This is a genomic window from Pseudoalteromonas sp. SG45-5 (assembly GCF_014164085.1).
GTDB classification, from domain to species: domain Bacteria; phylum Pseudomonadota; class Gammaproteobacteria; order Enterobacterales; family Alteromonadaceae; genus Pseudoalteromonas; species Pseudoalteromonas aliena.
In genome coordinates, this window is record NZ_JACJEM010000031.1 from 23,542 (window position 1) to 38,480 (window position 14,939).

General features: G+C 38.1%; 13 protein-coding genes. All 13 read left to right on the forward strand.

Going from position 1 to position 14,939, the window contains the following annotated elements:
• Positions 1-191: 191 nt before the first annotated feature.
• Positions 192-1,307: a type VI secretion system protein TssA gene (gene tssA / locus H5119_RS11470; RefSeq protein WP_182702325.1), complete on the forward strand. Its 1,116-nt coding sequence runs from the start codon at positions 192-194 to the stop codon at positions 1,305-1,307.
• Positions 1,308-1,323: 16 nt separating this feature from the next.
• On the forward strand, positions 1,324-1,827 hold the full coding sequence (tssB, locus tag H5119_RS11475; protein ID WP_077535550.1) for a type VI secretion system contractile sheath small subunit: 504 nt from the start codon (positions 1,324-1,326) through the stop codon (positions 1,825-1,827).
• A complete protein-coding gene (gene tssC / locus H5119_RS11480) occupies positions 1,824-3,314 on the forward strand; it encodes a type VI secretion system contractile sheath large subunit (RefSeq protein ID WP_138585659.1) in 1,491 nt (496 codons plus the stop codon). Before tssB ends, tssC (H5119_RS11480) begins: the two co-directional genes overlap by 4 nt.
• Positions 3,315-3,350: 36 nt before the next feature.
• Complete coding sequence (tssC, locus tag H5119_RS11485; protein ID WP_182702326.1) at positions 3,351-4,877, forward strand: type VI secretion system contractile sheath large subunit; 1,527 nt, start codon at positions 3,351-3,353, stop codon at positions 4,875-4,877.
• 2 nt (positions 4,878-4,879) lie between these two features.
• Complete coding sequence (locus tag H5119_RS11490) at positions 4,880-5,659, forward strand: type VI secretion system accessory protein TagJ (protein WP_182702327.1); 780 nt, start codon at positions 4,880-4,882, stop codon at positions 5,657-5,659.
• A gap of 15 nt (positions 5,660-5,674) precedes the next feature.
• Positions 5,675-6,160: a type VI secretion system baseplate subunit TssE gene (tssE, locus tag H5119_RS11495; RefSeq protein WP_077535554.1), complete on the forward strand. Its 486-nt coding sequence runs from the start codon at positions 5,675-5,677 to the stop codon at positions 6,158-6,160.
• Positions 6,157-7,983, forward strand: a complete 1,827-nt coding sequence (gene tssF / locus H5119_RS11500; protein WP_077535555.1) for a type VI secretion system baseplate subunit TssF — start codon at positions 6,157-6,159, stop codon at positions 7,981-7,983. Before tssE ends, tssF begins: the two co-directional genes overlap by 4 nt.
• Positions 7,980-8,969, forward strand: coding sequence for a type VI secretion system baseplate subunit TssG (gene tssG, locus H5119_RS11505; RefSeq protein ID WP_077535556.1), 990 nt, complete (start codon positions 7,980-7,982; stop codon positions 8,967-8,969). The genes tssF and tssG overlap by 4 nt, the downstream gene beginning before the upstream one ends.
• A 22-nt stretch (positions 8,970-8,991) precedes the next feature.
• Positions 8,992-11,595, forward strand: coding sequence for a type VI secretion system ATPase TssH (tssH, locus tag H5119_RS11510; RefSeq protein ID WP_182702328.1), 2,604 nt, complete (start codon positions 8,992-8,994; stop codon positions 11,593-11,595).
• Between the two features lie 249 nt (positions 11,596-11,844).
• Positions 11,845-12,324 carry a type VI secretion system tube protein Hcp gene (locus H5119_RS11515; protein ID WP_077535558.1) on the forward strand — a complete coding sequence of 160 codons (480 nt, stop codon included), beginning with the start codon at positions 11,845-11,847 and terminating at the stop codon, positions 12,322-12,324.
• Positions 12,325-12,397: 73 nt separating this feature from the next.
• Positions 12,398-14,251, forward strand: a complete 1,854-nt coding sequence (gene tssI, locus H5119_RS11520; protein ID WP_182702329.1) for a type VI secretion system tip protein TssI/VgrG — start codon at positions 12,398-12,400, stop codon at positions 14,249-14,251.
• Between the two features lie 7 nt (positions 14,252-14,258).
• Positions 14,259-14,615, forward strand: a complete 357-nt coding sequence (locus H5119_RS11525) for a hypothetical protein (RefSeq protein WP_077535560.1) — start codon at positions 14,259-14,261, stop codon at positions 14,613-14,615.
• 31 nt (positions 14,616-14,646) lie between these two features.
• Positions 14,647-14,937 (forward strand): PAAR domain-containing protein, encoded by a 291-nt coding sequence (locus H5119_RS11530; protein ID WP_077535561.1) that lies wholly within the window; start codon positions 14,647-14,649, stop codon positions 14,935-14,937.
• Positions 14,938-14,939 lie beyond the last annotated feature (2 nt).

Here is a 14,939-nt window from a genome sequence, read left to right on the forward strand (position 1 = left end):
AACTGAACATGGTTTGACTGAATCATTTTCTCACCAGCAAAAATAGTAAATTAGTACGTGATTGTTTTTGTATTCGCAATAGTCCGCACATAAATGCTAGTGTGGCTAGGCTTGTAATTTCTTATAAAGAATGTAATATAAAATCCGCCTCGCTTTATTGGGGTTTTATGGATAATTATTAGGACGACGGAATGTTTTTATTAGACGAATATATCTCCCCTATTTCAGATACTGAGTTTGCAGGCATTGATCCTCGCTCAGATGTTTCTCCTACGTCCACATATTATGCCTTAAAAGATTTAAGAAACCAGTTAAGAGCAGCTGAAAGAAATGCTTTAGTTGATGAGCAAGGTATTGCATCTTTATCCCGTGATTGGTTACCTTTGCTTGAGCAATGCAGTAAAGCAATTAAAACTGAAAGTAAAGACATTGAATATATAGCATGGTTCATAGAGGCGATGTGCCGTATTTACGGGTTTAAAGGTTTAGCATTTGGTTTTAATGTTGCACATAATTTAATTGACAGTCACTTTGAATCACTTTATCCAACATTGGATGACGACGACGAAATTTCGGATAAAGTATCGGCGTTAGCTGGCTTAAATGGAGCCGCTGGTGAAGGGACTTTGATTATTCCTATCAAGAGCATCTACCTTACAGATAGCGTAAGTATCGACTCTTTTTCTTTTTGGGAATATCAACAAGGTTATGACGTATCGCGCTTAAGTGACGACAAACGAGAAAAAAAGATTACTCAGGGCTCAGTTGACTTTGAACTAATTGAAAAGAGTGCAGCAGAGACAAGTACAGAGTTTTTTGTTTCACTTAAACAAGATATAGAAAAAGCGATTGAGCAGTTTTCAATACTCAGTGACGTAATGGATAAAGCAACGGGGCAACCCCAACCAACGTCGAGTATTAAGCAAGCACTTGAAGTCAGCCTTACGGCTGTGAAACATGTTGCAGCCGATAAGCTTGAAGCGGCTGAGAAAGCGCTTGCTGAAAATAATAAAGAAGAAGAAATTGAATTGAAAGATGATGACGTTGAATCGACAGCAACAGTGGTCGAAAAAGCGAATAATCACGAGATAAATTCAAGAGAGAATGCGATAAAAAAATTGAAAGAGATCGCTCTGTTTTTTAGAAATACAGAGCCTCACTCACCAATGTCGTACACCATAGAACAAGTAATTCGATGGAGCGAATTATCGCTGCCTGAATTATTAAATGAACTAATTACAGATAGCGATGCTAGGACTGGGTACTTTAAGTTGTCTGGCATTAAAATCAGCGAAACTGAAACATAGGTAAAAGGAGTTCTCAATGAGTATCCATGATAAATTAAAACGAGTTCGTAAACCGAGAGTACACATCACTTATGATGTAGAAACGGAAGGCGCAGAGGTAAAGAAAGAATTACCATTTGTTGTTGGTGTAATGGGCGATTTCTCTGGTGATAATACCGATGCTTTAAAACCTCTTAAAGACAGACGATTTATACAAATAGATCGTGACAGTTTTAATGATGTTTTAAAACGTATGAGTCCGTCACTAAGCTGGAAAGTTGCAAATACATTAACGGATGATGGTTCTGAATTTCAAGTCGACCTTAATTTTAAATCAATAGAAGACTTTGAGCCTGCTGCCGTTGTAAATCAAGTAGAACCATTACGTAAGTTAATGGAAACGAGAAACAAACTACGTGATTTAATGACTAAAATTGATCGTTCAGAAGAACTAGAGAATGTATTAGAAGAAGTACTAAGTAATACAGCAAGTTTAGATTCTATCGCGAAGGAATTGAAATTAGAGGAGACTGAAAAATGAGTACTGAACAATTAAGTACAGAACTAGAGTCTACTTCTGAGGCAAGTTCTTCACTTTTAGAACAAGCTATCGGCGCAACTAAACAAACAGATGCAAGCCGCGCTGAAGAGTTACTTAAAACACTGACAGAAGAAGCATTAAAAGGCACTGTTCAGTGGAATAAAAACATGACAGTGACGTTTAATGAAGCTATTCAATTAATCGATCAAAAAATATCGAAACAGCTTAGCGTTGTTATGCACAGTGAAGAGTTTCAAAAGCTTGAAGGTTCATGGCGTGGTTTACACCACCTTGTAATGAATTCAGAAACGAGTGGTACGCTTAAAATTCGTGTTCTGAATATGAAGAAGAAAGAGCTTCATAAAGATTTAAGTAAAGCGGTTGAATTTGATCAAAGTCAGACCTTTAAGAAAATATACGAGTCTGAATTTGGAACGCCTGGTGGCGAACCGTATGGCACTATTGTAGGTGACTTTGAATTTACTAATCACCCAGAAGATGTTGAAACGCTTAGTTTAATGTCTAATGTTGCCGCAGCTGGTTTCTGCCCATTTATTGCTGCATCATCACCTTCTTTATTTGGTTTTGATAACTGGGAAGAGCTAACAAAACCTCGTGATTTAGAAAAAGTTTTTGAATCGCTAGAATATACAAAATGGCGTTCATTTAGAGATAGCGATGATTCACGTTTTGTATCATTAACTATGCCTCGCTTCTTATCTCGTCTGCCGTATGGTGCGGCGTCAAAACCTGTAGAAGAGTTTAACTACGAAGAGTTTGAAGTTGAGCCTAAAGCGGGTCGTTCAGTGAGTACTGAAAATAAAGACTACTGCTGGAGTAATGCAGCCTATGCGATGGCGACTAATATGACAAAAGCCTTTGCTCAATACGGCTTTTGTACTGCTATTCGTGGTGCTGAAGGCGGTGGTAAAGTTGAAGGTCTTCCTACGCATATATTCACAAGTGATGATGGTGATCCGGATCTAAAATGTCCTACTGAAATCGGTATTACAGATCGTCGTGAAGCAGAGCTAAGTAAATTAGGTTTCCTACCACTTTGTCATTATAAAAACACAGATTACGCTGTTTTCTTTGGCGGACAAAGCTGTCAAAAACCAAAGATATATTCGACACCAGATGCAACTGCAAATGCTGCTATTTCTGCTCGTCTTCCTTATTTAATGGCAACATCTCGTTTTGCTCATTATCTTAAAGTTATGGCGCGCGATAAAATCGGTAGCTTTATGGAAGCTGAGGATGTTGAGTCTTGGTTAAACCGTTGGATCCTGTCATACGTGAATGCGACAGAAGGGGGTGGTCAAGATATTAGAGCACGTTACCCATTAGCTGATGCAAAAGTATCTGTTAAAGAGATCCCAGGCCAACCAGGCGCTTACAATGCGGTTGCTTGGTTAAAGCCTTGGCTACAAATGGAAGAACTGACTTCTTCTTTACGTCTTGTAGCTAAAATTCCAGAGATTGGTTAATAAACTAATCTCAAGCGTTAAGGATAATGCAGTAGAATGAATCACGAAGAGTTTTCATTTATAAATCAAGACATTGCTTTTCAACAAAAAGCACAGTCTCGAATAAGTGATAATGATGCTTTGCTTGATAGATTTTTGAACGAAAAAAATCTAGATAAAGCATTGTTATTATGGCTTGAAGGCTCTTCTGATTCACCTATTTCATGGAATAAGGAATCTATAGGTCCCTACCTACAACGTATAATTGTGGAATTAGATCAACAAATATCTAATCAACTAAACACGATTATTCACGCGAAAAAGTTTCAAAAATTAGAAGCCAGCTGGCGTAATTTATGGTGGCTGTTACTGCAAAGTGAGCAGTACGACAAAGAAAATAAAGTAAAAGTAAAATTATTAAATTGCGACTGGGTTACATTATCAAAAGATGTAAATAAAGCGATTGATTTTGACCAAAGTTTGTTTTTTCAATTACTTTACCAAAGTGAATTTGATAGTGCTGGAGGAGAGCCTTTTGGCGTTGTTATTGGCGATTATGAAATAACCAATACTTGCTCTGAGGGAACAACTCACAACGATATCGACACCATTAAAGAAATTTCAAGAACTGCGGCCGCTGCATTTGCTCCCTTTATTTGTTCTGCCTCAGCTAATTTGTTTGGTGCAGATAGTTTTTCAGACTTGGGCTATTATTCAGATCTTTTTAATCATTTTGAGCAGCCAGAATACGCAAAATGGCAGAGTTTTAGAAAAATGGAAGAGTCCCGATTTGTTGGATTCACATTACCCCATGTATTAGTAAGGCCCCCTTACAGCAATGATGGAAAACGCCATCAAGATTTTTATTTTAAAGAACAAATAACCAACCCTGAGACAGATATGCTTTGGGGTAACGCCGCTTATCAGTTTGTATCAACAATAATAAGAGCCTATTGCGAAAGTGGTTGGTTTGGTCATATTCGCGGTATAGAGCCTGGGAAGATTTCTAAAGGGTTAGTCACAGGACTTGCTCGAGATAGTTTTGCTAACGATACTTATCAAAAAGAGGCAAAACCGCCTTTAGATTTACTGGTAACCAGTAAATTTGAGAAACAATTTTCTGAACTTGGGTTTATTCCAGCATCGTCTGTAACAAATACTGAGCATATTGTTTTTTATAGTAATGCATCGGTTCAAAAAACAATAAACTACGATTCAAATGCTGCGAATATCAATGCCCGTTTATCATCGATGCTGCAGTATATTTTATGTGTTTCTCGATTTGCGCATTATTTAAAACTATTAGCACGTGACAGAGTGGGTTCTTATAGTACAGCACAGGCCTGTGAACGAGATTTACAAGCTTGGATAAATAACTATACCACGGCATCAGATTCCGCTTCTGAGCATATTAGAAGCAAGTACCCATTGAGTAATGCTAGAATAAAAGTTAGTGAAAACAAGGCTAACCCAGGGCACTATTTTTCTGTTTTGCAGTTACAACCACATTTTCAATTAGATCAAATGGTCTCTAGTATAAAATTAATTACAGAGCTCAGTCCTCATCATAAAATAAAGGAATAGTCATGAAAAAAATACATAGCTTAATTCGCGAGGGTAAACTTACTGATGCATTATCTTGGTGCGCAACACAATTACAAGATGAGCCTTTAAACTTTGATATCAGAAGTATTTATGCTGAGTTACTTTGCATTAATGGCGAGCTTGAAAAAGCGGATAAGCAGTTAGACTTTATGGTTCAGAAAAACCCAGAGTTTGCGGTGGGTGCAGTTAACCTTCGCCACTTAATTAGAGCACAGCAATCAAGAGTTGATTTTTATCAAGGTAAAGGCATCCCTAAGTTATTTCATGAAGCGGATGAGCTTGATACTTTATTTTTAAAAATGCATATGGCTTTACTCGAAGGCGAGATTGATGAAGCGGGCAAATTAGCAAAAGAAATGGAATTGCTAAGAATTGAAACGTCTCAAGACAGCGACTCAGTAGTGAGAGACCTTGATGACAGCCTAGCGCCATATTTAGAGGTTTTAGGCACTAATGGTGAGTTTTATTTAGCAAACTTTAATGAGATAGAAGCATTAAAAGTAGAGCCAAACGCATCGTTACTTGAAAGTATTTGGTTAAGAGTTGAAATTACTATTAAAAATGATGGTCCTTCAGGTACTGCACATTTACCGCTGGTGTATGCAAACGCAGATACAGAACTAGAAAAGCTAGGGCAAGTTTCTGATTGGGTCGATCTTAAAGAAGAGCTTACTATTGGTAAAGGGATGAAAATGCTGTTTGTTAACGACGAGGCAATCACTATCCCAAATTTAAAAATAAACGTGTTCGAAAGCGTTTAATCCATTTGAACTATTATGATTGAACATAAGCAACAGCTTCAAGCATCTATTATCGATAGACTTATCGACGATGAGCCAGACTTTCAAGATGCGCCTTCTCGTACAGAAGGTATTACCATTAGTGAGCTAAGAAATAATGTACGAAGGGATATAGAAGCGTTGCTTAATGCAAGGATCCAATGGCATACCTGGCCATCGCAATATAATGAGTTAGCAACATCTTGCTTATCATACGGTCTGCCAGACTTTTCAAGTATGTCTGTAAGCTCTCACGAAGGGCGAACATTATTGTGTGAAACCGTTAGGGACACAATTTTAAAATTTGAGCCGCGATTTCTTGAAGTTGAGGTGTTTACAGATGAAGAAGTGCCTGTAAATAGAGTGCTTAACTTACGTATAAATGCGCTTTTGTATGCGGATCCTGAACCTGAATTTATCAGTTTTGACTCTGAGGTTGAGCCCGTTAACTTAGGTATGAAGATTATTGAGGCATCTTTATGAACGATGAATTATTAAAATATTACAATCGTGAATTAGCATTTGTGCGTCACTTAGGTAAAGACTTTGCAGATAAATACCCAAAAGTAGCTGGGCGTTTAAAGCTAAGTGAAGATCACATTGAAGACCCTCACGTATCAAGGTTGATTGAATCATTTGCTTTTTTAACAGCAAATATCAGGCAAAAATTGGATGACAGTTTCCCAGAGTTAACGGATGCTTTATTGGGCCAAATGTTTCCTGATTATCAAGCGCCTATTCCCTCAATGTCGATAGTAAAATTAGAAGCAGAAAATTTATCGACAACCGGTATTATCATTCCAAAAGCGAGTGAAGTAGAAACCAATGTTGAGTCGATGAAACAATGTAAGTTTCAAACTTGCTACGAAACCTACCTATGGCCTGTAGAAATTACCAATGTGCAGTTTGATAACAGCCCATTTGTTGCACCTAAACCACGTTGGCATGAAAAAGCGAAATCTATATTTAAGCTAGAATTAACCGGTGAGTACGAAGGTGTATCACTTGCTGAAACAGGGCTTGAAAAACTAAGAATATTTATAAATGGACAATGGCATCATACTCTAAAAGTGTATGAGTTATTGTTTAAGCATTGCATCGGCATTGCATTTGATAATGGTGAAGAAGGAATTAAGTACTTATCCAAGAGTCAGCTAAAAGCCGTTGGGTTTAGTTCAAATGAAGCCGTTGTTCCCTATTCACAACGCTCGTCTGCGGGCTATCGTTTATTAGTTGAAAATTTTACTTTTCCGGAGAAATTTAGGTTTTTTGAATTACAGGGGATAAAATCGTCTCTTCCAAAAAAATCGAATCAATGTAATGTTTATTTTTACCTAGATACAGAGTCAGCTGAGCTTGAAAAACAAGTCGATAAAAATATGTTTTTGCTTGGTTGCACACCCATCATTAACTTATTTGAGCAAGAGCTGGAACCGATTCGTCCGGAAATAAGTGAGTATGAATACAAATTAACGCCGCGCTATATGGATTCAGAGATCTCAGAGGTAATTGGTCTGACTGAAGTCATTGCTTTTGACCATAAAGGTAACAAGCAAGTTGTGTCTCCTTTTTATGGGCAAACACACCCAAAATATCACGGTCATGCTGATTTATTTTGGCATATACGCAGAGAAACGGCCTCATGGGCAGGTGGTTATGTTGAATCCGGAACTGAAACATTTTTGTCTCTAGTCGATGCTACATTTGAAAATACCGCAATGGAGTATGGAGAAGGGAATACTGTTTTAACTGTCCGTGCAAATTGTAGCAACAGAAACTTGCCAGCCAGTATGCCTTTTGGTGATGATGAGCTGGGTTTATTGATGCCTGAGCGTGGTGATGTTATTAAAAAAATTCGCTGCTTAATCCCTTTTACTCACGCTGTTCGGCCTATTTTGGCGGACGCGACGAGATGGCAGTTAGTAAATCATCTAACCCTGGACACATTTAGTGGTGACGATGCTTGCAGCAAACTTAAAGAGGTATTGAGACTTTATGATTTTAGGGCCTCACCACAAACAAAAGGCATGATTGATAATATTTATAGAGTATTAATTACGCCCTCTACTGCACGAGTTGTGCAAAGTGGTAGAGTGAGTTTTGCAACAGGCAGTGATATTGAAATTACCTTTGCTAATGATGATTTCTCTGGCAGTGGTATGTTTTTCTTTGCATCTATTCTGGACCATTTTTTTGCGCAGTTTTCAGCTATAAATAGCTTTACGCGTGTCAGTCTTCGCTTAAAAGAACAAGAGCAAATATATTATCAATGGCCGGCAAGAGTCGGTGATAGTCCTCTTTTATGATTAAGCATATTATTTCTCAAGCGTCGCAAATCGACTTTTATAAAGCGGTTTTCATTATTGAAAATCAGCTTAAAAAGCAGGGATTAGAGCACCGCCATGTTGGTTACGATAGTAATCCCAAACAAGAGTTGATTAAATTTACATCAACTCAAAAGTTTGGCTATCCTGGTAATGCAATTACTAAATTAGAAGAAACCAGCTACGAAGAGGGTTTACATAAAGTCACGATGCAAGTGTCGTTTATGGGGTTAACGGGTTGCTCAGGTGCTTTACCACAGTTTTATAGTGAACTGGTTATGCAGCGTTTGAGATACAAAGATACGACGATGCGTGATTTTTATGACATGTTTAACCATCGTCTAATTTCACTGTATTACAGAGCGTGGAAAAAATATAAACCAGCGCTTAATCATATTAATAAAGATAAAAATAAAGACTCGTATACCCAAATTTTAGGGTTATTAAGTGGTGGTTATAATGAGCACCAACTTCATTTTTCGGGTTTATATAGTCGAAAAATTAGAAATGCCTCTGATCTTAAAAACATTTTAACTTCTTATTTAGAGTGTAATGTTCAGATCAAGCAAATGGTCGGCCAGTGGCATAAGTTGCGATTACAAGAACAAACATGCTTAGCCAGCCAAGTACTCTACGAAGGACAACATGCTCGTTTGGGCGTTGATACCGTTATTGGTAAGCAAGTGTGGGATATATCATCAAATATAGAAGTTCATATTTCTTGCGATGATCCACTTAAAGCTAAATTACTGCTACCTAGCGGTAGTTTGTTTAAATTGACCAATAAAATAATAAAAGATTATGTGGGAAATACAGTTCAGTTTCGTTTAGTAATTGAAGCTAACTTCCAAGATTTAGAGGCAACAAAACTGTCGAATAATGATTATCAACTTGGTGCAAATAGTTTTTTGAGTGCACGTAAAAACAAGTTAACAACACACCCTACTAAGTTATCGTTTAAAGGATAATTAAAATTAAAAGGAACAGCGTATGTCTTCGATGACACTAAATAAGCTAGTTGAGAAATTAAGTCCTGATTGTAGAAAAAGTCTAGAAGCGGCTGTTTCTATTTGTAATAGTCGCAGTCATTTTACTGTTGAGCTGGAGCATTGGTTACTCGCCATGATTGAGCAAAAGCTAGATGACGTTAGACTAATATTTGGATCATTTGATATCGATATTGATAAGGTTCAACAAGACTTGAACCAGTCATTAGAATCGTTAAAAACCGGCAGTGAATCATCGCCGAGTTTATCGGTTCATGTCACAAGTTTATTAAAGCAATCTTGGCTAAGTACCAGTATAGAATTTACCGATAACCAAATTCGTAGTGCTTATGTTATTTATACGCTAACAAAAGACGATACGCTTTCAAGCTTAGTAACACGTTGTAGCAAGCTGTTTAATAAAATTGAACCAGGTCAGCTTTTACATGCGTGGCCAGAAATAGTTGCGCAGTCAGAAGAGCGCAATCAGTCTGTTCAAAGTGCAACAACACAGACTAATTTGAATTCTAAAACCCCGAGTCTTGATCAATTTACCGTTGATTTAACTGCGCAAGCACTTGAAGGTAAAATTGACCCAATTTTAGGACGCGATTTCGAAATTCGTCAAATGGTTGATATTTTAACCAGACGTCGTCAAAACAACCCAATACTTACCGGTGAAGCTGGTGTTGGTAAAACGGCTGTAGTAGAAGGTCTTGCACTTAGAATTGCACAAAAAGATGTCCCTGCAGTCTTACAAAATGTAAAAATTCACAGTTTAGATTTGGCTTTATTACAAGCAGGTGCCGGGATGAAAGGCGAGTTTGAAAACCGTCTGAAATCTTTAATCAATGAAGTGAAAAATGCAATTAATCCGGTAATTCTTTTTATTGACGAAGCACACACTATGATTGGTAGTGGTGGCGCAGCCGGGCAAAACGATGCAGCTAACTTGTTAAAGCCTGCATTAGCGCGAGGCGAACTGCGCACAATCGCAGCGACTACATGGGCCGAGTACAAAAAGTTCTTCGAAAAAGATGCCGCACTTACACGTCGTTTCCAAGTGGTTAAGGTTGAAGAGCCAACACCAGAAAAAGCGGTGGCTATGCTGCGTGGATTAGTGCCGGTGATGGAGCGTCATCATAAGGTATTTATTTCTGAGCAAGCACTAGAGAGCGCGGTGCATTTGTCTCATCGCTACATAACGGCACGACAATTACCCGATAAAGCGGTTGCATTACTTGATACGGCATGCGCGCGCGTTGCGATGAGCCAAGCATCAACCCCAAGTACAATTGAGCAGCTTGTAAATAGATTAAGTGAAATAGAAACGCAAGTATTGATGCTAAATCGAGAGCAAAAAACGGGTTTAGATCACTCAGAGCAGATAAATACGTTAAAAGCAGAATTGGTTGACATAGAAACTCAGCTTTTACCACTTAATGAGCAATTTAAAGTAGAAAAAGAAATTGTTATTGAGCTTAACGAAGCCCTTCAATCAATTAACGCTGAAGATGATAGCTCAACGAGTGAAATGCTTGATAAGTTAAAGGAAAGTAAGCAAAAGCTTGCCTCATTTGAGCACAATATGGTGCATTGGCAGGTTGATGAAGAGTTAATTGCGCAGGTTATTTCTGACTGGACAGGTATTCCCGTTGGTAAAATGCATGAGGATGAAATTCATGGCATTTTAAATTTAGCGAGCCAAATGAAGCAGCGAGTAGTAGGGCAAGACCATGCACTGGAATTAATAGCAAAGGTTGTGCAAACTTCTCGCGCTCAACTGGCAGATGAAAGCAGACCAAATGGTATTTTCATGCTGGCTGGCCCAAGTGGAGTCGGTAAAACTGAGACTGCGCTATCGCTTGCCCAAGAAGTTTACGGTAGTGAGGAAAATGTCACTATTATCAATATGTCTGAATTTAAAGAAGAGCACAAAGTATCGTTACTGCTGGGATCGCCTCCAGGTTATGTAGGCTATGGCGAAGGCGGTATTTTAACGGAAGCCGTTAGAAGAAAACCTTACAGTGTTGTATTGCTAGATGAAATGGAAAAAGCGCATCCAGGTGTTCAAGATATTTTTTATCAAGTATTTGATAAAGGAACAATTAAAGATGGTGAAGGCAGAGATATCGACTTCAAAAACACCATTATTATAATGACCTCAAATGTAGGCACCGATACCACAATGAGTTTGTTTGAGGATGAAGAAAGTAAGCCGAGCATTAAAGGGCTACTTAAAGCATTGCAAGATGATTTATTGGGCTCATTTAAACCAGCATTTTTAGGTAGAATTAACGTCATACCTTATATTCCACTAAGTGACGATATCCTTACCAAGATTGCAGGACTGCAAATAGATAAAATAATTAAGCGTGTTAAAAAGCATTATGATGCTGAGCTTACTTATACTGACGACGTAATTGAGTATATTATTGCTAATTGTCAAAATGCAGGTTCAGGTGCACGAAATATTCACACGATTTTACAGAATAAAGTATTACCTTTATTATCAGAGGTTTTACTCTCGAATATGGTAGATGGCAACCAAGTTACCGCTATTTCGCTGCTAATCAACGAAAATGAATTTGAACTGGCGCTGAATTAAGATTTAATTCAATTTAATTAAAAATAACTAGTAATTAAGGTTGTTTCTTTAATTCTAGGGCATTATAATTTTAGCCGTCTTAGGTAACTACATGGAATTTTTGAGACATTGTCTTCATCTAGGGAAAGGAATTCTGAAGACCTTTTCGTTGCTGTAGTAAAGATAATGATTTCAAGGAATTTTGGGAAACCAAAGTAAAGAATCCAGTATTAATGGATAACATTGTTTAATTAAAAGGAGCATTATCAAATGCAAGCAAATACATATTTAAAATACGGTTCAATCAAAGGCGAAACTACTGCTGAGTCTTTCAAAGATTTAATTACAGTTTTATCATTAGATTGGAACGTAAGCCGTGAAATTAGCTCAGCCACTGGTACAGCGATGGATCGTGAATCTAGCTCTACTCGTTTAGGCGACGTAACAATTACTAAACTTCAAGATAAAGCATCTCCGGATCTTTTCAAAGAAGCGACTATTGGTAAAGGTTTACCAGCTATTTTCCATATCACTAAACAAGGTGATAAAGTAGAAGAAATCATGAAAATCGAACTAACAGATGCGATGATTTCTAGCTACTCGGTATCAGTACAAAACGATCGTCCAATTGAAACTATCACTATCAGCTACACAGAAATGATGATGACAGTGACACCTACAGACGACCAAAATAACATTACTGCGCCACTAGTATATGGTTACAGCGGTGTTAAAGGTCAACAAATGTAATATTTGTTGTCTAATAATGGCTCTGGGCTTTGCTCAGAGCTTTTTTTGATCTCTAGGATGGGAAAAGCAAGGAATGCAAAAAGCAACACAAGACAAAAACGTAATTCAAATTAGCACCCCTGCTGGTAAAGATGCCCTTTACTTAACTCGTTTTGTTGCCCAAGAAGCAATGTCAGATTTATTTGTAATGTCTGCTAATATGTACACCATTGGCAAGCAAATAACGCATGAAGACTTAGTGGGTAAGCCTGTCTCAATAAAGGTTAAAAATGCAGATGGGGGCGCAGAGCGTTATTACCACGGTATAGTTAGTCATCTTGTTTCTAATGGTAGTCGCACCGCCGATGTTGACGAACAAAAAAACTACATAGATTACCAAGCAACTATAGTCCCTTTTGCTGCATCAATGCGTAATCGTAAAAATAGTCGCATATTCCAAAAGAAAACAATTAAAGACATTTTTGCCGATTTATTTGGTCAGCATAATGTCGCTTTTTCAGACAAAACTAGCAAAACCTATCCTAAGTACGAATACTGTGTTCAATACCAAGAATCTGATTTTGATTTTATTCAGCGTTTGCTTCAGCATGAAGGTATTTTTTACTTTTTTGAACACTCAAGCAGCAATCATACACTTGTTTTAGCTGATGATATTACAGCTTACGAATTATGCGATGAGGCCAAAGTTGTTTACTCAACCGGACACCTTAGCGAATCACATGTATCGCGCTGGCAAGGTGGTTTAAGCATTGCGCCGGGCAGCTTTAAACGTATAGGTTACGACTTTAAACAGCCGTCAAGATACCCAGACGGAGAGCAAGCTAATCCGGAGTTGCCAACACAATCGGTATCAGAAATATTTGAATACACAGGTGAATCTGAGTGTCACCCGCGTGCTGCTAGCATGGCGTCAGTTCAGTTAGAATCACTGCAAAGAGATATGAAACTATCGAGTGGACGAAGTGATTGTCGCTCATTCACGGTGGGTAAATTATTTGGCTTTAAAAAGCACGAAGACCCTCGATTAGAAGGTAAAACCTTTGTAATCACGTCAATGATGACGTCGATTACCGTGCCTAATCAATCAGGTGGTCAGCAAAGCGCGGCAGACGAGGTTTATTCAAACCATTTTGAGTGCGTACCTAAAGAAATACCCTACAGAGCACAAATTAATAAGAAAAAGCCTGTAATTAATGGGGTACAAACAGCAATAGTCACCGGTGATAGTGCTGACGAAATAATGATTGACCAGTTTGGTCGCGTTAAAGTGCAGTTTGACTGGGATCGTGAAGGTAAAAAAGACTCAAAAAGCTCGTGTTGGATCAGAGTTTCACAAAATTGGGCCGGAAAAAAATGGGGCGCTTTCTTTTTCCCACGTGTTGGGCAAGAGGTGCTTGTTGATTTTATTAATGGCGATCCAGATCAGCCTATTATCAGCGGTGCAATATACAACGCTGATTTAATGCCTCCGTATGCATTACCGGCTGAAAAAACACAAAGCGGGATTAAAACGCGTTCTACAAAAGAGGGCGGCGCAGATAACTTTAACGAATTACGATTTGAAGACAAAAAAGGCAGTGAGCTTGTTTATATTCAAGCCGAAAAAGATAAGCAACTGTATGTTAAAAACGATCAAAATGAAAAAATAGATAACGATCGAAAAGTCGAAATAGGTAATGACGATAGTTTAAACGTTACGGCAAATCGTCTCTCTGATATAAAGAAAAACGACACGCTAAAAGTAGGTAAAACATTAAATATAGAAGCGGGCGATGAGATTATTATTAAAACTGGCTCAGCACAAATAAAAATGAGCAGTAGCGGTAACATCACTATCGAAGGCACTAATATAGATATTAAAGGCAGCAATATAAAAGTTGATGGTAGTGCAATCACTTTATCTGCTGGCTTAATTAAATTAAATTAATGCAATTATGGAAATAATAAATAGTTTTCAAGCAGGACTTCGAAACGGCATTAATAATAATGGGCATGTTGTATATTGTCGTTATGGCTTGCCCCATTTAGTGTGTTTACCGATTAATAGGCCGGATGACCCTTTGTTAAGCCCTGCTATCAGTCATTTAAAAGCGATGAATGGTTACTTTGCTCAGCAGTTTTTTATTTATTTGCATAACACACTCAATAGCGAAGATGTTGTATCTGGTTTGTATCAGTATGCAATGCAAAGCCCTGTGGCGCTGTCGGATTATACAAAAGGCGAGCTAATTGAAGAGCTATCTCTTTTAGTTACTCAAAATAAGTTATTAATTATTCCTTTATACGAATAAACGTTAAACCGTAATAAGACAAGGAGTCTCAATGGGTAAGCCCGCTGCTACAATAGGACACATGCACGTTTGTCCTAAATTTATAGGTAATGTTCCTCATGTTGGCGGCCCTATTGTTTTAGGTTCTGCTAACGTATTAATTGGCGGTATACCTGCGGCGCGTAAAGGCGACATGATGGTATGCGTTGGTCCACCGGATAGCATTAAAAGTGGCTCTGGCACGGTTAAAATTAATGGTAAACCTGCAGCTCGACTGGGCGATGATAGCTCACATGGCGGCAAAATAGTTGTTGGCAATCCGACTGTATTAATTGGTGGGTAACC